This is a genomic window from Amycolatopsis sp. NBRC 101858 (genome assembly GCF_030269325.1).
Classification (GTDB): domain Bacteria; phylum Actinomycetota; class Actinomycetes; order Mycobacteriales; family Pseudonocardiaceae; genus Amycolatopsis; species Amycolatopsis ponsaeliensis.
This window is the reverse complement of record NZ_BSTD01000009.1, coordinates 348,261-367,192: the sequence shown is the minus strand read 5'-3', so window position 1 is coordinate 367,192 and position 18,932 is coordinate 348,261. Positions and strand designations below refer to the sequence as shown.

Sequence of the window (18,932 nt, the reverse complement as noted above, 5' to 3'; positions counted from 1 at the left end):
CCACGGAGGAAAAGTGGCTGTCACCCTGGTGAATCCCGCAGAGCTGCCCGAGATCGACGTGTACCACCAGGTGTCGATCGCGGCCGGGACGAAGCTGGTGTTCGTCGCCGGGCAGGTCGCCTGGGAGACCGGACACGACCTCGCCGCGCAGGTCGAGCAGTGCTACGTCAACGTCGGTGCGGCCCTCGCCGCGGCCGGCGGTTCGTTCGACGACGTCGCGAAGCTGACCTGTTACGTCGTCGACTGGACGCCCGACAAGATGCCCGCGCTCCTCGACGGGATCGCCCGGGGCAGCGCGAAGCTGGGGACCACCGCGAAACCGCCCGCCAGCCTGATCGGCGTGGCCGCGCTGGACGTCCCGGAGCACCTGGTCGAGATCGAAGTCACCGCGGTGCTCTAGGCGAACAACGCCAGCAGGCCCTCGGTCGAGCGCACCACGACGTGCGCCGCGGTGCGTTCGGCGTGGGGGCGGTCCGGCCGCTCCGCCTCGTGCCGCCACCGCCGCAGCGCGTCCAACCCCGCGTCGTAGATATCGCCCGGGTCCGCGTCCGGCTCCAGGTTCAGGCGGTCCGCCGGGGCCGTGCCCTGGGCGCCCAGCAACCGGACGGCCTCCTCCGCCGGCTCGCCGGACAGCGCCGTGCGGCCGCCGCGGATGTCGGCGATCAGGCGCAGCTCGCGGAAGTCGTGCGCGGCCGCCGCGAACCGCTCCACCCGGGACACCAGCCGGTCACCGCCCGGGCGGGGCTGGGCCGCCAGCAGGGCCTCCAGCCGGATGACCGCCGTGCGGGCCTTCAACGCCTCGGCGCGCGCCACGAAGCACCCGGCGAGGGTGTCGCGCAGCTCGCCGAGACCGCTGCGGCGGACCAGCTCGGTCGACAGCTTGAGCGGGTCGTCGCAGCCGGTGCGGATCAACGTCAGCGCCAGGCGGACGCCGAACATCCCGAACCGCACCACCAGCGACCGCCGCGTCTCGACCGGGATCGGGCCCGGGAACGCCGGGTCCGTGAACGAATCCACCGAAAGCACGTGCCGTTCCAGCTCTTCGCGCGGCACCGCGGCGAACGCGGCCAGGAGGTCGAACTCGTCGTCACGCAGGGACCGGCCGCCGTAGGCCAGCTGCCCCGCGACGGCGATGACGCCCAGGAACCCCGTGCACAGCGGGTCTTCGCGCCAGGCCCGGCGCGCCAGCTGCTTCGCGGTCAGCAGCGCGTCGATCCGGCCCGCGCCGACCTCGTCCGCGCGGGCCAGCACCAGCACCGAGTTGACCGCGCTCTGCCGTGCGAACGCCGAGCCGCCCGGCGGGTGCGCCGCCGCGAGCTCGTCCGGTTCGAGGTGCCGCACGAGGCGCACCGTCGCGTCGGGGAGGTCGTCGGCCGGGCCGGGGTCGTCGAGCAGCACGAGATCGCGCAGCGCCCGCGTCGGCCACTCACCCAGCGCGGCGGCGAGCGTGGACTTCCCCGACGACGGCGCCCCGGTGAACCCGACGCGCAGCGGCTGCTCCAGCCGGTTCAGGCAGTCGTGCAGGAGCGCCGAAGCCCGCGGGTCGTCGCGGTAGAGACCGGCCGCGGCGTGCAGCAGGTCACGGACGTCTCGCGTCACGCCGAAAGCTCCCTCGGCTTCCGCCCGGCGATCGTGCCGAGCTCGCCCGCGCGCTGGTGCAGCCCGGCCAGGCGATCGATCTCCCGGCGGATGTGCCCGGTCTTGCGCTCGCGCTCGGCGGTGCCGGCCATGATCGTCTCGCGTTCGCGCGTCAGCTCGTCCGCGAGGTCTTCGGCCAGCCCGGTGAAGTGGTCGCGCAGCCGCCGCTGGACGACCCGGATCCCGTCGCGGAACTCCTTGCTGTACCGCAGGAAGACGTCGTCGACGTGGCGTTGCGCCGCCTGCTTGGCGACGGCCTGGCGCCGTTGCAGCCGCATCCCGCCCTCGTCGCGGATCGTCTTCACCGCGAACGCCGCGCCGGCGCTGAGCGACACCGGGTTGATCAGCGGCAGGCCCAGCCACGGCAGGCTGGTGACCAGGCCGAACATCAGCACCCCGCCGTACGACCCGCGCAGGCCGGTGAAGGCCTGCTGGCCGATCTTGAACTTCTCGATCTTCGGGCGCCGGACGTCGTCGAGGTATTCGATGCCGGAGCCCTCGAGCGGCAGGTCGGGCAGTGCGTGGTCGTACTGGGCGCCGAAGCACGCGGCGACGGCCTGCGCGGTCCACTGCGCCCGCTCGGCCAGCCACGCGTAGTTCGTTTCGACGGCGTCGGCCAGGGTCTCGTCCAGCCACGGCGCGAACTCGTCCCACACCTTCGCCGGGTCGCCCTCGTCGAAGGTCTGGTCGATGGTGTTGACGATCTTGCGCGTGCGTTCGCGCAGGTCGTACTCGACGTCACCCATCAGGTCGGTGATCTCGTCGGAAAGCAGGTTCTGCCACCGGGTGTTCTGCCGCCGCAGGTCGTCGGCCCGGCGTTGCGCGCGCTGCAACAGCGCGGCCTGCCCGAGCCCGGCGTCCTGCCCGGCTGTTTCGACGCGGTCGCGCAGCGACTCCACGAGCTCCGCCGCCGCGGCCCGCACGCCGACGGCGGCGAGCAGGGCACGGGACTGCTCCGGCGGCCGGGCGGCCTGCTCGGCGATCCAGGTGAGCAGCTCGGGAAAGCCCGAACGCGCGTTCAGCTCGGCGTCGCCGGTCTTGGCGGCGGCTTGGCGCACCACGGCCGAAACGGGCAGCACGGGCGCGTCGATCCCCGCCTCGGCGAGCATCCCGCGGTCACGTTCGGCGACCGCGCGCCATCCCGGGGAAGCGTCGATCTTGGTGAGCGCCAGCACGACGTGCGGGCACCAGGTGCGGACGTGCCGGGCCAGCGCGAGCTCGGCGGCGGTGAGCGGCGCGGTCGCGTCGGAGACGAGGATCACGGCGTCCGCTTCGGCGAGCAGGTCGAGCGCGGCCGCGGTGCGCGGTGACCGCGGGTCGCCGACCGGCGGGGTGTCCACGAGGACGAGCCCGGCGGAGAGGAGTTCGCGCGGCACGCCGACCTCGACCCGGCTGAGCGTCCCGGCGGGCCGGGCGCCGAGCTCACCGGTGAGCCGGTCGACCGCGACGGGAGTCCGTTCGAGGGAGCGGCTGACCAGGGTCGCAGCGGGTTCGGGGGCGTAGCCGATTTCGGTGGGGACTTCGGGGGTCGGGGCGTCGCCGACCGCGCACACGGGCGCGTTCAGCACCGCGTTGAGCAGGTATCCCTTGCCCTGTTTGGGGAATCCGAGCACGCCGAGCCGGATCTGCCCCTCGGGGGCGTCACGACGTCTGCGGAGGCGCTCGGCGAGATCTGCGCGGCCGTGGGTGCGGCACGCGTCCAGCGTCTCGTTGAGCACTTCGAGCCAAGCCGGTGCGGTCACAGCGGACGAGTGTCCCCGGTTTACTCCCCGTGCGCACACCGGGTGCCCGTCCCGCGGCTGCACCCAGACCGCGGGACGGGCACCGGTGACCGGTTCGGGGATCAGTGCCCGAGGTGGAGGTCGTTCGACGCGATGTCACCGATGTGCAGGTTGCCCAGCGCGTTGTGGCTGACGTCCGACACGTCGGAGACGACGTCGTGCACGGCCGAGGTGTTGCCGCTCGCGATGTCGCCGACGGCGCCGGCCACGTTGTGGTCGACGTTGATGCCGGTGGCGTTCGACACGACGTTGGTGACGTCGCCGAGGCCGTGGGTCACGTTCGCGACCTCGCCGGTGACGTGCTTGACGTCGAGGTCGCCGGCGCCCTGGAGGATGCCGGAGAAGTCGCCGACCTGGCCGACGACGGTGTTCACGGTGTGGCTGAGGTCACCGCTGATGTCACCGACCTGCGAGGTGGCCTCGTAGACCGGGGTGACGGCGTTGTACGACACGTTGTTCGTGACGGCGTCGCCGAGGTGGGCGGCCTGCTCGACGGTCGCGACGACCGAGCTGTGGTCGGCGTCGGTGACCGAGTACACGAGGTTCCCGGTGACCTGGACGGCGTCCAGGCTGGAGCTCAGGTCGCCGCCGGTGCCGAAGTCGCCGGTCAGCGCGGTGACGCCGGCGGCGGTGGTCGTGATGTCGTTCACACCCGGCAGCGAGCCGACGCCCGGGACGGCCGGCAGGCCGAGGTCGCCCAGGCCCGGCAGCGTGCCGCCGAGGTCGCCGACACCCGGCAGCTCCGGGACGGCCGGCAGGCCGAGGCCCGCGGTGAGGGCGGTGAGCTGGTCGATCGCGCCCTGGATGCCGGGGGCGTCGGTGCCGACCGGGAGCAGGTCGCCGACGCCGGGCAGGCCACCCACGGCCGGGAGGCTGTCGACCGGGACGAAGTCGAGCACCAGCGGGATGACCTCGTGCACGTCGGCGGCGCTGACGTCGCCGAGACCGGCGGCAGCGAGGGCGCCCTGCGGGTCCGTCCCGAAGGCCGCGAGCGCGGTCGGGTCGTTGAGCAGGTTCAGCGCGAAGTCGTGCAACGTCTGCACGGAGTCCATGGGGATATCTCCTGGTCCGGTGGTTCGGGGGACGGCAGCGATCGCAGGGACCGCCGCTCCGTCATCAAGTTAGGGAGCCGGTCCCCCCACGCACATCGGGGATCACTCCGAGTCGCGGGCCAGTCAGCCGATAGGGGATCGATATGTCATCGTTAGGGAGTTAGGGGCTCATCCGAGACGCACTCAGTTGGGTTAAATCCCTCCAGCCACTTGCTTGACTAACCCGTTTGGGTGAGGATGCCCCGAGCCCTAGGGGGATTCCGCGCCCCCGATCGGCCCCGCGAGGTGAGGAGGAAGCGCCGTTGCCCTACGTCCTCGGGATCGATGTGGCACAAGGGCGGACCCACGCCGCGACCTGCCACCGTCAAGGCCCCGGCTGGGGCGACCCCGAACCGCTCTGGCTGGGTGAACGGACCCCGGCCGCCGCGTCCGCGTTGTTCCTGGACGACGAGGGGTACCTGCTCACCGGGGACGCGGCCGCGCAGGCGGGTGCCCGGGTCCCGTCCCGGCTGCTCACCGGCTTCCACCGGCGGATCGGCGACGACGTGCCGATGCTCGTCGAAGGCGAGCCGTTCCCGCCCGAGACGCTGACCACCGTGCTCGTCGAAAGCATCGCCGAGCACGCCGCGAACCAGTTCGGCGGCGCCCCGCACCACCTGGTGCTGACCCATCCCGGCGACTGGGGCGGCTACCGCCGTGACGTGCTGCGCCGCGCACTGGCCGACGCCGGGTTCCCCGCGGTCACGCTGGTCCCCGGCTCGATCGCCGCGCTCGGCGCCCACCTGCCCGTCCCCGTCCCCGGCGCGACCGCGGCCGGGGTCTGCGAGTTCGGCGCCGACGGCGTGAACGTCACGCTGGCCACGGCGACCGGCGCGAGCGGCTGGCAGCCGGCTGCGAGCGCCGAGGGCGTCGCCCCGGCCGCCGCGCTCAGCACGCTCTTCGCCCTGGCGAGCGCGGCGTCGACGTCCCCCAAGGGACTCGCCGGCGTGGTGTTCTGCGGTGACGTCCCGCCGCACGCGCTGCCGGCCCGGCCGCCGTGCCCGGTGTTCGCGGGACCGGTTCCGCCGGCGACCACCGCCCTCGGCGCGGCCGCCGTCGCGGCACTGCGCGCGGACCACCGCGGTGCCCCGCACGAACCCCCCGCCGTCGAGACCACCCTGCTCCCCCAGGTGGACACGCTCGGTGACCTCGGCGAGCGGCCACCCCGGCCGCCGGTCGAGATCACGCCGTTCGAGCTGCCCGAAAAGAGCAGCCCGATGAACCTGTTCCGGCGGCGGCGCCCCCTCGCCGCCGCGGTCCTCGTAGTCGCCGCGGCCATCTCGGCCGTCGTCATCACCGTCACCGCCCGCGAAGCCACCGCCGGCCCCGACTCCTCCCCCGCCCCGAGCCACTGCGCCCGCCCCGGCGCCCCCTCCGGTGAAGGTCACTGTTGAACACTCTGCTTTCGCAGGTTTCCCCGCTTCGCACCGTCCCGGTGCACCCGGCGGCGCGGCAGCTGCTCGACCAGGTCACGGCCGATCCGGCCGCGCCGCTGCGGCTGGCCGTCGTCGCGCCCGGCGGGTACGGCAAGAGCGTGCTGCTCGCCGCGCTCGACCGCTGCTACCGCGCGGCCGGCGTCGAGGCCCTGCTCGTCGACGACGCCGACCGGCTGGGTCCCGACCAGCTCGAGGAGCTGCTCACCGGCGCGGACGGGCCCATCGTCGTCGCGCACCGGCCGGCGGCGGTGGCGTCGAGCTGGACGCTGCTGCAGCTCGGGCCCCTGGGCGTCGAGGACGTCGCGCAGCTGATCGCGGCGGTCAAGGGCGCGCCGGCCGAGCCCGCGGCGGCGGCCGAGCTCCACGCGCGCAGCGGCGGGGTGCCGCGGCTGGCCGAGCGGGAGCTGCTCGGGCGGCTGGAGGACTTCCGCCCGGAGCTGGACGAGCTCGACGACGACGTCCTGCGCTACCTGATCGCGGCCGAAGCCGGGGCGGGGCGCAACCTCGACCTGCTGTGCGCGTTGCTGGATCGCGGCCCCGACCAGCTGCCGTCGATCGTCGACGCCGCCCGGGCAACGGGGTTGCTCGGCCCGGACGACGCACTGCTGCCCCTGGCCGCGGCCGCGATCCGCGACTTCGGGCCACCCGCGCGGCGGCTGACGACGGTGCAGCGGCTCGTCGAGCTGCAGCTGGCGAACGGCCTCCCGGTACTGGAGCTGGCCCGGTCGTTGCTGGGCACGGGCAGCTCGGGAGCATCCGCGGCAGCGGCGTTCGCGGCGGCGGCAGCGGAGGCGTTGCCATCGGACGCGAGGCTGGCCACTCGGCTGTTCGAGGCGGCAGCGGAGGCGGGCGACCGGTCATCGGCGGTGACGGCAGGCTGGGCACGCGCAACGGCGTTGTCGGGCGACCTCGACACGGCCTTGCGCCTGGGCGACGGAATGCTCGGCGCCCCCGACCCGGAGACCCGCGCGGCGGGAGCAGCAATCGCGGCGACGGTCCTGGCCCACCGAGGCGAGCTGGCGCGCAGTGCGGAGCTGTACCACTGGGCATCGCGCAGCGCCGAGACGATGACGTCCGGCGACGGGCTCGCCGGGGGGAGGCACTCCGCCGGCAATGGGGTTCCCGCGGGTGCCGGAACCCCGGGCGGGGCCGGGGACACCGGGTTCCCCACCGGCACCAGGCTCCTCGGCGACGGTGCCTGGGCGGGCGCCGATGCGTTCGCGGCGATCGCGCTGGTCGGCACCGGCGACCTCGATGGCGCGCGGCGGCTGCTCGACGCACCGGCGCCCGGCGTCGCCCCGACCTTGTTCGCCGGTGCGGCCACCCGGATGGCCCGTGGCATCGCCGATTCGGTGTCCGGCTGCGCGACGGAGACCTTGTCGACCCTGCTCGGCGCGGCCGCGATGCTCGAGCCGGCGCTGGGTGGCACGTTGCTGCCCGACAGCCCGGCGGCGCTGGCCGCACTCGCCGCCCTCCACACGGGTGAGCTGGCGCTGGCGGAGCCGGTGCTGACCCGGGCGCTGGACGGCGGGATCGGCGGCGACCTGCTGTCCGTGCGGCACCGCCTGCTGCTGGGCTGGGTCGCGATGACGGCGGGCGACCTCGCGACGGCCGCCGAACACCGCAACGCCGTTGCCGGCCGCACGCTGGAAGCCCGCGACGAGCTGTTCTTCGCGACGCTGGAGCTCGGCCTGGCGCGCCGGGCCAGTGACCTGGTGGGGCTGCAGCGGTCGTGGCACCGGGCGTACCAGGCGTCGATGCGGCAGCAGACGGACCTGTTCACCCTGCTGCCACTGGGCGAGCTGGCGATCGCGGCGGCCCGCACGGGCGCGTTCGCGAAGATTTCGGGCCAGCTGGAACGGGCCCACACCCTGCTGGCCCGCCTCGGCGAGCCTCCACTGTGGACGGTGTCGCTGGTGTGGCACGAGCTGCACGCGGCCATCACCCTGGAGGACGCGGACGCGGCGAAGGCCCACCTGGCGACGCTGGCGGCGCACGCCCACTGCGGCCGTTACCCTAGCGCGCTGGCCACGGCGGCCCAGTGCTGGCTGTCGGTCCTGGGCGGAACGTTCGCCCCGGACACGATCGCCTCGGCGGCGGCCGAGATGCACGACCTCGGCCTGCGCTGGGACGCGGCCCGCCTGGCCGGCCAGGCGGCGATCCGCACGTCCGACCGCAAGGCGATGGTCCAGCTCCTGGAGGCGGCCCGCCAGTTCCAGGGAACGGCGGCCCGCCGCGAGCAGGGAACGTCGGAGCCCGCGGCGGCCGGGACGGGGCTGGCGGCGCTGAGCGAGCGAGAGCTCGAGGTGGCCCGGCTGGTCGTCGACGGGCTGACGTACAAGCAGGCCGGTTCGAAGCTGTTCATCTCGGGGAAGACGGTGGAGCACCACATGGCCCGGATCCGGGGGAAGCTCGGGGCGGCGGACCGGCGGGAGCTGCTCGCGACACTGCGCGAACTGCTTTCCCGCCCGGACGCCCCCTGACGCTGTCCGGGGTCAAGGTGCCGTGGTCGCGGTGAAGGTCGCCGCCGGGCCGGTTCCCGTCGCCGTCACCGCCGCCACCGTGAACGTGTACGCCGTCGCCGGCTTCAGGTTGTCCACCACCCTCGTCATGCCCTTGACCGTCGGCTGCGTGACCAGGGCGTCGCGGCCCTCCACCGTGATCGTGCGGCCGTCGGACACCGTGATCGTGTAGGCCAGCACCGGGGTGTCCCCCGTTGCCGCCGGCGGGTTCCAGCGGATCGAGGCCGCCGTCGCGCTCGGCAGGGCACGCGCGCTCGTCGGGACACCCGGCCCCGCTCCCGGCGTCGGGCCGGGCGTCACCGGGGCCGCGGCCAAGGACGGCTCGCTCGTGCCGTACGCGTTGCGAGCCGCGACGGTCACCGTGTACGCCGTGCCGTCCGTCAGGCCCGGTACCTCCGCGTACGCGCGCTTCGCGAATTCGGCCGCGGACACCGTCGCCGACTTCGTGCGGCCGCCGCCCGTCGCCGTCACCACGTACTCCATCACCGGCGCGTTGTTGAACGCGTACGTCGGGTTCCACGTCGCGTACAGCTTTCCCGAGACCGCGAAGGTGCCGACCCGCGAAGGCGCTTCGGCCGGCGCCCCTCCGCCGACGCGGCGCACGAGGAGGCCGCGGTAGGCCGGTTCGAGGCCCGCGTTCGAGACGATCGCCGCCGGGGCGTCGGACGGACGGGCGAGCAGCTTGTTGCCGCGGGTGATCGCGCCCTTGTCGACCTTGTCGCGGTCGCCCTGCTCCCAGTAGTTGTCTTCGGTCAGCGTCGGATCGTTGTTGCCCAGGCCGTCGCGGTAGTCGACGTGCACCGTGCCGACGTTGAAGTACGCCGTGCCGTACAGGACGTTGCCGCGGATCGTCTCGTACGTGTTGCCGTTGTCCGTGTAGACGGCCTTGCCGAGCCCCCACTGGTCGTGCACCACGTTGCCGGTGACCTTCTCGCCGTCGTCGAGGGAAGTGCCGGTGATGCCCTGGGTGTAGATGCCGCCACCGTCGTCCAGCATGAGCATGTAGTCGAAGATCAGGTTGTCCGACACGGCGTTGTCGTGCGACAGGTTCGGCGTCGCCGGCTTCTGGATCTTGTCCGGCCAGCCACCCCAGCCGACCGAGATGGCCGAGTAGCCGACGTGGTCGATCTGGTTGTGGGAGATGGTGTTCCGCACGGTGTAGCCGTTGACGATCGGGACACCACCGTGGAACTCGCGCGGCAGGCCGTAGAGGTGGTTGTCGGTCACGACGACGTCGCGCACCACGTCGGCGTCGGTGTCCGTGACGGGTTTGTCGACGCCGCCGACCTGGACACCGTTGCCCGAGATGTCGGTGAAGACGTCGCCGCGGACCTCGGATTCCTTGGTGCCGTCGACGAGGTCGAGGCCGGCGCCACCGAGGTGCGCGAACACGCTGTCGCTGAATTCCACGCGCCGCGCATGGGACACGGAGACGTTCGCGGGTTCGCGCGTCCACGAGGCGTACGGGCAGGTGCCGCCGGGCACGAACTGGCAGAGTCCCTGGGTGGCCCAGCCTTCGGCGCCGGTGATCGTGTAGCCCGCCTGGATCTCGGAGAAGCCTTCCGGCGACGACGGCGTCAGCCACGTCGCGTAGGAGAAGCGCAACCCGCGGAACGCGACGTCGTGGATTCCCCGCGCGTCGACGAGCTTTTCCAGCACCGGCACCTCGACGTCGGCGCGGCGCAGGTCCTGACCCGGTTTCGGCAGGTAGTAGACGAGGTGGGCGGACCGGTCGAGGTACCACTCGCCGGGGGTGTCGAGCAGCTCGAAAGCGTTTTCCGCGTAGGTCGGGTGCCGGCCGTTCGTCAGATCGGCCGGGCCGACCATGTTCACGCTGCGGCCGGGGATGTCCGGGAACAGAACGCGTTTCGTCGAGTTGTCCCAGCAGGGCTGGGCCATCGTGATCGTCGTGCCCTGGGCCGCGGCGAGCGGGCAGCGCGGCTCGGTCCACTGGCCGAGGCCGTCGCGCTGGATGTTCCAGAGCGCTTCGCCCGCGGTGTAGACGAACTCGATGTCCTTCGGGTTGCGCCAGTGCGCCAGGGTGTCCGCGCTCGCGGTGTACCCGGTGCCGGTGGCCTTGACTGTCACCGGCAGCGGGCCGCGGGCACGTTGTTCACGGACACCGTCGACGTAGAGCTGCCGGGTGTTGTCCAGCCCGGCGGGCGCGGCGGCGGCGAACAACCCGGGGCGTCCCGCGACCGGCCGCCAGCCGGTGACGCGCACGCCGCCGTTCAGTTCGGTGTCGCCGCTGCCCTGCCAGATGACGCGATGCCCGTTGCCGCCGGAGTCCCGGGCGTCGAGGAGCAGCGGCTGCGAAAGCCGGAAGACGCCGGGGGCGAGGTGCACGGTGAGGTCGCGAGTGAGGTGCGGCGCCCGCTGGCGCACGAGGTCGCGTGCCCTGTCCAGGGTCCGCACGGGCTGGTGCGCGGTCCCCGGGGCGCGGTCGGAGCCGCTCGGCGAGACGTAGACGTCGCGGCCGGCGGAGTCCAGCGCCGCGGCCGCCACCGGGCCGGTCGTGGCGAGCAGCGCGCCCGCCCCCAGGAGAACGGTCGCCACGGTGCGGCGCCGCTTCGAGCCCCACTTGGTCAGCATGAGAGGAAACATAGGATCTCTACGCGGCGATGTCGATAAATTCCCTCTCATCGGGACGTGGTGTCACCTAATCATCGGATGGATGATCGGGTCGCCTCGGCCGCACCGACGTTCGGTCAGTCGCGGCTGGGGCCGAACCTCTCCGTGCGGATGCGGTGCGGGTCGTGGCCCAGGGCGACCAGGATGTCGGCCGCCGTCTCGACGAAACCGGTCGGGCCGCAGATGAAGCAGTCCGCGCCGAACTCCGCCGGCCAGCCCACCGTGTTGAGCGTCGGCACGTCCAGGCGCCGGGGGATTCCCGAGCGGCCCTCCGGCAGTTCGCGCGTGTACACGTACGTGATGTCCAGGCCCGGCACCGGCGTGCGCAGCTCGTCCGCGTAGTACAGCTCGGCCGGGGTGCGCAGCGAGTAGATCAGCTTGAACGGCGTCCGGACGCCCGCCGCCTGGCGGGCGCGGATCATCGCCATCAGCGGGACGATGCCCGAGCCACCCGCGATCAGCAGGACCGGGGCCGGGTCGGCCGGGCGCCAGACGAACCAGCCGCCGACCGGGCCGCGGATCTCCACCGGGTCGCCGATCGCGAACGGGCCGGCCAGGTGCTCGGACACCTCACCGTCGGCGACGCGCTGGACCGTCAGCTCGATCCGGTCACCGTCGGCGGGCGTGGCGAGCGAGTAGCTGCGCTGCGCGCGGTAGCCGTCGGCGGCCGTGAGCCGGACGTCGACGTGCTGCCCCGCCAGGTGTCCCGGCCAGCCGGGCAGGTCGAAGACGAGCGTGCGGGCCGTCGGTGTCTCGTCGCGGAACTCGGCCAGGCGGGCGACCCGCCAGGCTAGTCGCCCTGATACCGCTGTTCGCGCCATGGATCCCCGTAGTCGTGGTAGCCGACGTTCTCCCAGAAGCCGGGCTCGTCCCGGGTCTTCAGCTCGAGCCCGCGCACCCACTTCGCGGACTTCCAGAAGTACAGGTGCGGAACCAGCAGCCGCGCCGGCCCGCCGTGTTCGGGGGTGAGCGGCTTGCCGCCGTACTCGTAGGCGATCCAGGCCTGGCCGTCGAGCAGGTCGGCGAGCGGCAGGTTCGTGGTGTAGCCGCCGTAGGAGTGGACCATGACGTAGTCGGCGGCCGTGTCGAGCCCGCCGACCAGGGTGTCGACCGCGACGCCGCGCCAGCGGGTGTCCAGTTTGGACCACTGCGTGACGCAGTGGATGTCCACGGTGGGCTTCTCGCTGGGCAGGGCCATCAGCTCCGCCCAGTTCCAGGCGTGCTTCTCGCCGGACTCGGTGGTGACCGTGAACTCCCACGTCTCCGTGCGCACGCGCGGGGTCGGGCCGGCCGACAGCACGGGGAAGTCCTCGGCCAGGTACTGCCCGGGTGGCAGGCGCGGGTTGCCGCTGCGAGCCCGGCCGCGGAACCCCGGTGTCACGACGCCCATCGCGGCCCTCCTTCCGGTCGGCCCGAGCCTACGCCCGGACGCGCAGCCCGAGCGACGTGACGAGCACCGCAGCCTGTTCGGGTGACACGATCGCGCCGGCCAGCTCGGCGTTCACCGGATCGAGCGCCGAGAGGTCGCTCCCCCGCAGGTCGGCGCGCGGCAGCTTGACGCCGTGCAACGTCGCCGCCGAAAGGTCGACGTCGGCGAACACGGCGTCGGCGCAGTTCGCCCCGGTGAGGTCGGCCTCCCGCATGCGCACCCCATGGAAGGCGACCGACCGCAGGTCGGCACCCGCCAGCCCGGCGAACGACCAGTCGCCACCGGTGACCCGCAGCGGGCGCAGGTCGCACTCGCTGAACGTCGCGCCGACGAGCTTGCACCCGGTGAACTCGGCGTCGAAGAAGTTGCACCGTTTGAAGGAGCAGCCGGTGAACGCCGAGTCCGTGTGCCGGGACGCGTTGAAGCGCACGTTGCCGAACACGCAGTCGGTGAAGACCGAGTTCCGCGTCCGAGCCTCGGAGAAGTCGACCTCGTGGAACTCGCACCGCACGTAGTGCCGTCCGGTGATCTCCTCCGCGTACCAGTCGTCGCGGACGAACCGCTGGTCCTCGACGGGTGGATCTTGCGTGGCATCGGGCACCCCGTCAGGCTAGCGGCAGTCGCCGAGTCCGAAAGGTTCCCGCATGCTCGATGCCCACGCCGTCCGGGCGGCCGTCCCGATGACCGCCGCCGTCGACGCGGTGCGGGAGGCCTTCCTCGACCTCGCCGCCGGCCGTTTCGTGGTGCCGCAACGGTTGTCCTTCGGCAGCGGCACGACGCTGGTGATGAGCGCGTGCCACACGCCGACGTCGACGACGGTGGTCAAGACGCTCAGCCTGGTCGCCGGCCGCACGCCGATGATCCTCGGGACGCTGGTGTGGAACACCGCCGCGGGCCAGGTGGTCGCCGACGCGATCGAGGTGACGACACTGCGCACGGGCGCAGCGTCCGGCGTCGCGACGGACCTGCTCGCCCCGGCCTCCGCCGGCCGCTTGGCCCTGCTGGGCACCGGCGCGCAGGCCGCCGACCAGGTGCGAGCCGTGGCGGCGGTGCGGCCGGTGAGCCGGCTGGCGGTGTTCGGACGGGATCCGTCACGCGCTCACGCCTTCGCGGACCGGATGCGTGCCGAGTTCCCGCAGATCGTGCCGCGGGTCGCGACTTCGGCTGCCGACGCCGTCTCCGACGCGGAGATCGTTTGTTGCGCTACTTCGTCTTCGACTCCTCTCTTCGCGGTGGACGATCTGCCCGAGCGGGTGCACGTCAACGCGATCGGGTCTTATCTGCCTTCCATGCGGGAGCTTCCGGCCGAGTTGCTCGGTTCGGCGGCGTGCGTGGTGGTGGATCAGGTCGACGCCGTGCTCGAGGAAGCCGGCGAAGTGATCCACGCTGTGGACGGTGGGATCGTGGAGCGTTCCTCCTTGGTCGAGCTCGGCGACGCGTTGCGCACGCCGCCGGCGGTGGGTGGGCGGACGGTGTTCAAGTCCGTCGGGCTCGCGGTGCAGGACTGGGCCATCGCCCGATTGCTGGGTGACGCGCAACCGAGGTGACGGTCACGAACGGACGACACGCGTACCCGAGTGGACGACACGCGTGCCTGGATGGACGACACGAGTCCGCCGGGCGGCACGGGACCGACCGGCCGCCCCCGGAACTCGCGTGATCGAGGACGGGACTCGCGTGACTGGGCGGGCATCACGCGTGACTGGAGGGGTGTCGGACTGTGCGGGACGGGCGGCGGAGAGCAACGGGAGCCGCCAAACGGCGCAATCTTGGGGTTGGCGCGTTTGAGCGGTAACCCAAACCGGGAATTTTCCGGACATGTCTCCTTGGCGAACCACCACCAGACGCAACACGGCCGTGCGGGTCATCACGGCGATCGGCGCGATCTTCGCGGGGATCGAAGTCCTTTACATGATCATGGTGCTCGCCGGTGCCAATGCCGGCAATGCGTTCTTCATCTTCATCAAGTCGTTGGCGGTCCCTCTCGCGTTGTTCTGGCCGGGGCTGTTCAACGTGGACAACGCCAGCCTGCAAGTCATCCTCGACTTCGGTCTGGCCGCGGTGTTCTGGCTGGTTGTCACGGGCATCATCGCTCGCTTCGCGGGCCGGTGACCGGCGGGCGACTCCGCCCTCCAAGCCGCCGCCTGTCGTCACCGCCCCCTCCGGTGACGGCAGGCGGCACGCCACGTGAGAAACGACGCTTTCGCGTGACCTGCCGTGGGCGAGCCACCCCGCCGTCGGCAACACTGGACGGATGAGCGACGGCAGGTGGTTCGACGGCTGGTCGCCGTGGCCGGAGCTGGCCGGGCTGGCCGCGGCCGGACGTTCGCTGCTCCCGAACGTCCCGGTCACGCCGGCCGCCCTGGTCCGCACCGTCACCGAGCAGCTCGTCGGGCGCCGGCTGACGGCCAAGGTCGACGGCCATGACGTCGGCCTGACCCTCACCGAACTCGACTACCCCGCCGACAGCCTCCGCCTGGCCACCGGCCGCATCGGCGACGTCCGGATCGTCGCCGAGGACGTCGACTGGCCCGAGCCCGAAGGCGGCAGCATTCCGCTGCGCCGGGTCACCGTGCTCGCCGAAGACGTCCGCCTCCGCTCATTGCCCACTCCCTCCGCCAAGCCCGCCCGCGTGGACCTGCGGATCGCCGTTTCCGCGGACGTGCTCCGCGAAAGGGTGGCGAAGGTCCGGCCGGGGATCGTGGCCGCCCCGGCGGACAGCGGGCTGCTCCAGATCCACTGGGCCAAGAAGCCGCACTGGGGCCACCTGACCCTGGAAGCCCAGGTGGAAGACGACGCTGTCGTGCTCGTGCCCCGGACCCTCCACATCGGACAGCGAACGCTCCGCCCGCCGAAGCGGTTCCAGCCCATCGTGCTTCCCCTGCCGGAACTTCCGCCGGGGATAAAGCTGACCAAGGTGGAGCCGCGGCACGACGAACTCGTGCTGCACACCGTTGCCGAAGAGTGGCCGGAACGGCTTTCCCGCATTCCTCTCGCCGACCTGTTGAGCTGGTTGACCACCGCAGCGGTGACCCTGACATTGCCGAAACTCGGTTCGCGTCCATGAGAGCCAAGCTACTCGAACGCGCGTTCGAACATCACCACCCACAAGGGTAGAGCCGCGACCTCACCCGTCCCGGTCCCGCAGGTACCGCGTGTGATCGGCCTGCCGGTCGACCTCGGACGCGTAGAACCGCTCGGCCACCCGATGCGCCTCCGCCTCGAGCAAATCCAGCTGTGCCACCAGTTCCGAGCCGGCACCGGCCCGCCGGGCCGCGAACCACCACGGCAAGTTCAGGTAAGTCTCCAGCGACAGCGGCAAATCCGTGCGCACCAGGCGCTCGACGGCGTGGCGCAGGTCGGGATCGGCCGCGAGCCGTGCGGGCTGCGACAGCATGTCCCGAAGCACTTCGGCGATGCGCCCGACAGTATCCACAGTGGACGAAGGCATGCGCGAAGCCTGCGCCGAGACCCGCCCCACCAGCGTTTCCAGCGAAGAGCGCAGCTCGGCGGAGGTGTCGGGGACCAGCCGCACCTTCTCCCCCGGCGCGAGCAGCGCGCCCGCCAGGTACAACGCCACCACGACGAACGGCCAGGACCACCCGACCACCCCGGTCAGGTGCAGCACGACGCCGGCCAGCCCGCCGACGCAGCCGAGGAGGTTCTTGGTGGACCCCAGATAGCGCAGCATCATTGGTACCCGCGGATCTCCTGGAACACGGTCGGCAGCTGGACCTTCCGCGCGTCGAACACCTTGCCCCCGGACATGCCCGCGACCTGGGTCAGCTCGTCGCCGCTGCCCTCGCCGAACAGCACGGTGAACACCGGCACCTGCTTCATCGCCGCCGGCAGCCCGCCGAACGCCGCCTGGAAGTCGGCCAGGGACGAGCCGTTCGCGTTCTCGCCGTCGGTCATCAGGACGATCGAGGTGAACCGGTCCGGATCGCGCGCCGCCAGCGGTTCCAGCACGGTGTAGGCCTCGGACAGGCTGTCGTAGATCGCCGTCCCGCCGTTCGCGGACAGGCCCTCGGCGAACGCTTTGATCCGGTCCAGCTCGCCCTGCGGGTCCTGCTCCGGCACGGTGAACGTCCGCGGGGTCTTGGGCACGGTGCTGAACGGCAGCATCGTGACCTCCTCCCGGCTCCGGAACCGCCGGAACCGCCCGGTGAGCGAGGTGTCCGCGCCGGTCAGCCCGATGAGCGCGGTCCGCAGCGCCTCGATCCGGTCGCCCTCCATCGAACCCGACGTGTCGAGCACGTACAAGGTCCGCGAGGGGCGGCGGATCTTGTCGAAGTAGGCCTGCAGCAGGGCGTCCACCGCCTGCTGCGTCGCCGGGAACGGCAACTCGACGAGGTCGTGCGCCGCGAACTGCTGCCCCAAGGCGACCCCCGGGACGACCGGCCGCCGCTGCGTCGTGTCCATGATCTTCTTCTGGATGTCGGGAGTCCGCAGGTAGTCCGAAAGCCGCTGGTGCGCCGAACGCGCGTCCGAACCCGCGTCCGCCAGCAGGGTCAGCGGGTAGTCCGCCGTGACGACACCGTCGCTCGGGTAGACGAGCGTCAGCGGCTCGGGCAGCTTCCCGGACGCGTTCGCCGACAGCAGCACGGACTCGTAGTTGATCAGCCCGTCGACCTTCTGCCCCGGGTCCTGGCCGGTCGCGCGCCGCGTGTACGCGTCCGACAGCCAGCCCGAAGACCCGGCCGAAAGCGCCTGCGCGCTGAAGAACTGCGTCAGCTGCGGAGTGACCGATGCGATCTGCCGGGCGTCGATCGCGTTGCCCGCGCCTGCCAACGCCGAAGCGACGCCGACCAGCGCCGAGAACCCGGAGTTCGACGCCGACGGGTCCGTCATCCCGTAGCTGAACGCCTTCTTCCCGGCCTGCGCGGCGATCTCGCCCCAGCTGACCGGCTTCCCCTCCCAGCCGAGCCGCCGCACCACGGAGGACGCCAGCCCCAGCACCACCGGCGAGCTCATGATCTTGACCTGGTTCCCGAGCCGCTTCGCCGCTTCGGGAATCCCGGCGAGGTAACGGTTCGAGGAGAACCAGACGGCGTCGTACTTCCCGTCGACGCTGCCGTTCGCCAGCGCTTCGGCGCCTTCCAAGGTCCCGGTGAAGGTGAACTTGACCGTGACTCCGGTGGCGCGAGCGGCGTCGTCGAGCACCGGCTGCAGGTCCGCCAGCTCACTGCCCGCGAGGATCCTGAGCGTCCCCGGCTCGGGGCCCCCCGGCTCGGCGGAGGAGCAGCCGGCCAGCAACACCGCGCTGAGAGCCAGCGAAACGAGCTTCTTCACAGTTCCCCCTCGTGCGAGCGCCGCAAGTGGTCCTCTGCGCGGCGAAGCTCCCCGGACAGCGACTCGACGGTGGTCGCCATGGTGCGGACGGCGTCCGCGCGGAAGCCGTCGATCGCGTCGATCGAGGCGTAGATCCGGTCGAACGACGCGCGGATCGTCTCGGTCGCGACGGCCGGGTCGGTGCTCGCCCGGCGGATCTCCGCGGACTGCGTTTCCAGCAGCTCGGAGTTGGCGCGGATCAGCCCGTCGGTCGTCGCCTGCAGCGCCGCCACCTCGTCCAGGACGTCCCGCTGACCCGCGAGAGCGGCCGACACGAGCAGCGCGACGCGCAGGGCGGACACCGTCGTCGACACCGCCCGCTCGACACCGCGGACGAGTTCGTCGTTGGTGCGGCGCACCAAGTCCAGCGCGAGGTACCCCTGCGCGCTCACCGCGAGCTGGGTGAGCAGGTCCTGGTGCCGCTGCCGGATCGGGTACAGGACGTCGCCGCGCAAGGCCTGCGCCCGCAGCGGGTCGGTCAGGTCGAAGACGGAAGCCTGCCGCTCGATGGCGGCGTCGACGGCTTCGGCGAATGCGGCCGCTTCGGCGAGCTTCCCCAGCACCTTCCACAGCCGCTCGCGCTCGCCCTTGATCGCGGAGTTGTCGCGCCGCAACCGGTCCTGGCGCGTGCGCAGGTCGACGACGAGGGCGTTCACCGGCTCGTTCGCCGCGTGGTACCGATCGAGAGCCCGCTTCGCGGCACCCGCCACCGGGAACATCCCCAGCAGCTTCCGCCCGGTCAGCGGCAGCCTGGCCGGATCCAGCTCCGCGACGGTCCGGCGCAGCCCGGCGAGGCTCGTCGTGACGCCGTCCTGCGGGGAAGCCACGCCGCGCAGGGAGCGGTCCAGCATCGCCCCGGCGACGCCGGCCGCGGCGCGCATGTCGGCTTCCCCGACCGCCAGGAGCTCGTCGAGGAGATCGGTGAACTCGGGCGAACGGACGTTCAGCGCTTCCAGCCGCGTGGCGAACCCGTCGGCACGAGCGGTGATCTCCGCGCGCGTGTCGTCCCCGAGGGTGACGAGCCCGGCGGCGCGCTCGGGGGAAACCGCCGTCACGGGCGTGAATTCGTCCAT

General features: G+C 72.3%; 16 protein-coding genes. 6 read left to right on the top strand and 10 right to left on the bottom strand.

Going from position 1 to position 18,932, the window contains the following annotated elements:
- The first annotated feature begins 13 nt into the window (after nt 1-13).
- Nucleotides 14-400: a RidA family protein gene (locus QSK39_RS51965; protein WP_285485261.1), complete on the top strand. Its 387-nt coding sequence runs from the start codon at nt 14-16 to the stop codon at nt 398-400.
- On the opposite strand, the gene QSK39_RS51960 is transcribed toward QSK39_RS51965, so the two are convergent.
- From QSK39_RS51960 to QSK39_RS51950, 3 genes are all read right to left on the bottom strand, one after another.
- Nucleotides 397-1,599 carry a P-loop NTPase family protein gene (locus QSK39_RS51960; RefSeq protein WP_285485260.1) on the bottom strand — a complete coding sequence of 401 codons (1,203 nt, stop codon included), beginning with the start codon at nt 1,597-1,599 and terminating at the stop codon, nt 397-399. The two genes, QSK39_RS51965 and QSK39_RS51960, sit on opposite strands and share 4 nt — an antisense overlap.
- Nucleotides 1,596-3,380: a P-loop NTPase family protein gene (locus tag QSK39_RS51955; protein ID WP_285485259.1), complete on the bottom strand. Its 1,785-nt coding sequence runs from the start codon at nt 3,378-3,380 to the stop codon at nt 1,596-1,598. The genes QSK39_RS51960 and QSK39_RS51955 overlap by 4 nt, the downstream gene beginning before the upstream one ends.
- Nucleotides 3,381-3,481: 101 nt before the next feature.
- Nucleotides 3,482-4,471 (bottom strand): IniB N-terminal domain-containing protein, encoded by a 990-nt coding sequence (locus tag QSK39_RS51950; protein ID WP_285485258.1) that lies wholly within the window; start codon nt 4,469-4,471, stop codon nt 3,482-3,484.
- 302 nt (nt 4,472-4,773) lie between these two features.
- Between QSK39_RS51950 and QSK39_RS51945 the strand changes: the two genes are divergently transcribed.
- Both QSK39_RS51945 and QSK39_RS51940 read left to right on the top strand, forming a co-directional pair.
- Nucleotides 4,774-5,904: an Hsp70 family protein gene (locus QSK39_RS51945; RefSeq protein WP_285485257.1), complete on the top strand. Its 1,131-nt coding sequence runs from the start codon at nt 4,774-4,776 to the stop codon at nt 5,902-5,904.
- Nucleotides 5,901-8,429, top strand: a complete 2,529-nt coding sequence (locus tag QSK39_RS51940; protein WP_285485256.1) for a helix-turn-helix transcriptional regulator — start codon at nt 5,901-5,903, stop codon at nt 8,427-8,429. The genes QSK39_RS51945 and QSK39_RS51940 overlap by 4 nt, the downstream gene beginning before the upstream one ends.
- 12 nt (nt 8,430-8,441) lie before the next feature.
- On the opposite strand, the gene QSK39_RS51935 is transcribed toward QSK39_RS51940, so the two are convergent.
- The 4 genes from QSK39_RS51935 to QSK39_RS51920 form a co-directional block, all read right to left on the bottom strand.
- Nucleotides 8,442-11,060, bottom strand: a complete 2,619-nt coding sequence (locus QSK39_RS51935) for a fibronectin type III domain-containing protein (protein ID WP_285485255.1) — start codon at nt 11,058-11,060, stop codon at nt 8,442-8,444.
- Between the two features lie 116 nt (nt 11,061-11,176).
- Nucleotides 11,177-11,920 carry a ferredoxin reductase gene (locus QSK39_RS51930; protein ID WP_285485254.1) on the bottom strand — a complete coding sequence of 248 codons (744 nt, stop codon included), beginning with the start codon at nt 11,918-11,920 and terminating at the stop codon, nt 11,177-11,179.
- Nucleotides 11,890-12,489, bottom strand: a complete 600-nt coding sequence (locus tag QSK39_RS51925; protein ID WP_285485253.1) for a sulfite oxidase-like oxidoreductase — start codon at nt 12,487-12,489, stop codon at nt 11,890-11,892. The genes QSK39_RS51930 and QSK39_RS51925 overlap by 31 nt, the downstream gene beginning before the upstream one ends.
- A 28-nt stretch (nt 12,490-12,517) precedes the next feature.
- Entirely contained in the window at nt 12,518-13,129 is a 612-nt protein-coding gene (locus QSK39_RS51920) for a pentapeptide repeat-containing protein (protein ID WP_285485252.1), read from the bottom strand.
- Between the two features lie 43 nt (nt 13,130-13,172).
- Between QSK39_RS51920 and QSK39_RS51915 the strand changes: the two genes are divergently transcribed.
- The 3 genes from QSK39_RS51915 (at nt 13,173) to QSK39_RS51905 (ending at nt 15,595) form a co-directional block, all read left to right on the top strand.
- Nucleotides 13,173-14,075: an ornithine cyclodeaminase family protein gene (locus QSK39_RS51915; protein ID WP_285485251.1), complete on the top strand. Its 903-nt coding sequence runs from the start codon at nt 13,173-13,175 to the stop codon at nt 14,073-14,075.
- 310 nt (nt 14,076-14,385) lie between these two features.
- Complete coding sequence (locus tag QSK39_RS51910) at nt 14,386-14,640, top strand: hypothetical protein (RefSeq protein ID WP_284749574.1); 255 nt, start codon at nt 14,386-14,388, stop codon at nt 14,638-14,640.
- 142 nt (nt 14,641-14,782) lie between these two features.
- Nucleotides 14,783-15,595, top strand: a complete 813-nt coding sequence (locus QSK39_RS51905; RefSeq protein ID WP_285485250.1) for an LmeA family phospholipid-binding protein — start codon at nt 14,783-14,785, stop codon at nt 15,593-15,595.
- Nucleotides 15,596-15,655: 60 nt separating this feature from the next.
- Here the strand turns inward: QSK39_RS51905 and QSK39_RS51900 are convergent, their stop codons facing one another.
- The 3 genes from QSK39_RS51900 to QSK39_RS51890 are packed head-to-tail and all read right to left on the bottom strand — an operon-like array spanning nt 15,656 to nt 18,932.
- Nucleotides 15,656-16,222: a hypothetical protein gene (locus QSK39_RS51900; protein ID WP_285485249.1), complete on the bottom strand. Its 567-nt coding sequence runs from the start codon at nt 16,220-16,222 to the stop codon at nt 15,656-15,658.
- A complete protein-coding gene (locus QSK39_RS51895) occupies nt 16,219-17,820 on the bottom strand; it encodes a substrate-binding domain-containing protein (RefSeq protein ID WP_285485248.1) in 1,602 nt (533 codons plus the stop codon). Before QSK39_RS51895 ends, QSK39_RS51900 begins: the two co-directional genes overlap by 4 nt.
- Nucleotides 17,817-18,932 (bottom strand): toxic anion resistance protein, encoded by a 1,116-nt coding sequence (locus tag QSK39_RS51890; protein ID WP_285485247.1) that lies wholly within the window; start codon nt 18,930-18,932, stop codon nt 17,817-17,819. The genes QSK39_RS51895 and QSK39_RS51890 overlap by 4 nt, the downstream gene beginning before the upstream one ends.

Coding starts and splice junctions, on each gene's coding strand:
- QSK39_RS51950 (WP_285485258.1), bottom strand. CDS start 4,471: ATGGACTCCGTGCAGACGTTGCACGACTTCGCGCTGAACCTGCTCAAC.
- QSK39_RS51935 (WP_285485255.1), bottom strand. CDS start 11,060: ATGCTGACCAAGTGGGGCTCGAAGCGGCGCCGCACCGTGGCGACCGTT.
- QSK39_RS51930 (WP_285485254.1), bottom strand. CDS start 11,920: ATGGCGCGAACAGCGGTATCAGGGCGACTAGCCTGGCGGGTCGCCCGC.
- QSK39_RS51925 (WP_285485253.1), bottom strand. CDS start 12,489: ATGGGCGTCGTGACACCGGGGTTCCGCGGCCGGGCTCGCAGCGGCAAC.
- QSK39_RS51915 (WP_285485251.1), top strand. CDS start 13,173: ATGCTCGATGCCCACGCCGTCCGGGCGGCCGTCCCGATGACCGCCGCC.
- QSK39_RS51905 (WP_285485250.1), top strand. CDS start 14,783: ATGAGCGACGGCAGGTGGTTCGACGGCTGGTCGCCGTGGCCGGAGCTG.
- QSK39_RS51900 (WP_285485249.1), bottom strand. CDS start 16,222: ATGATGCTGCGCTATCTGGGGTCCACCAAGAACCTCCTCGGCTGCGTC.
- QSK39_RS51890 (WP_285485247.1), bottom strand. CDS start 18,932: ATGGACGAATTCACGCCCGTGACGGCGGTTTCCCCCGAGCGCGCCGCC.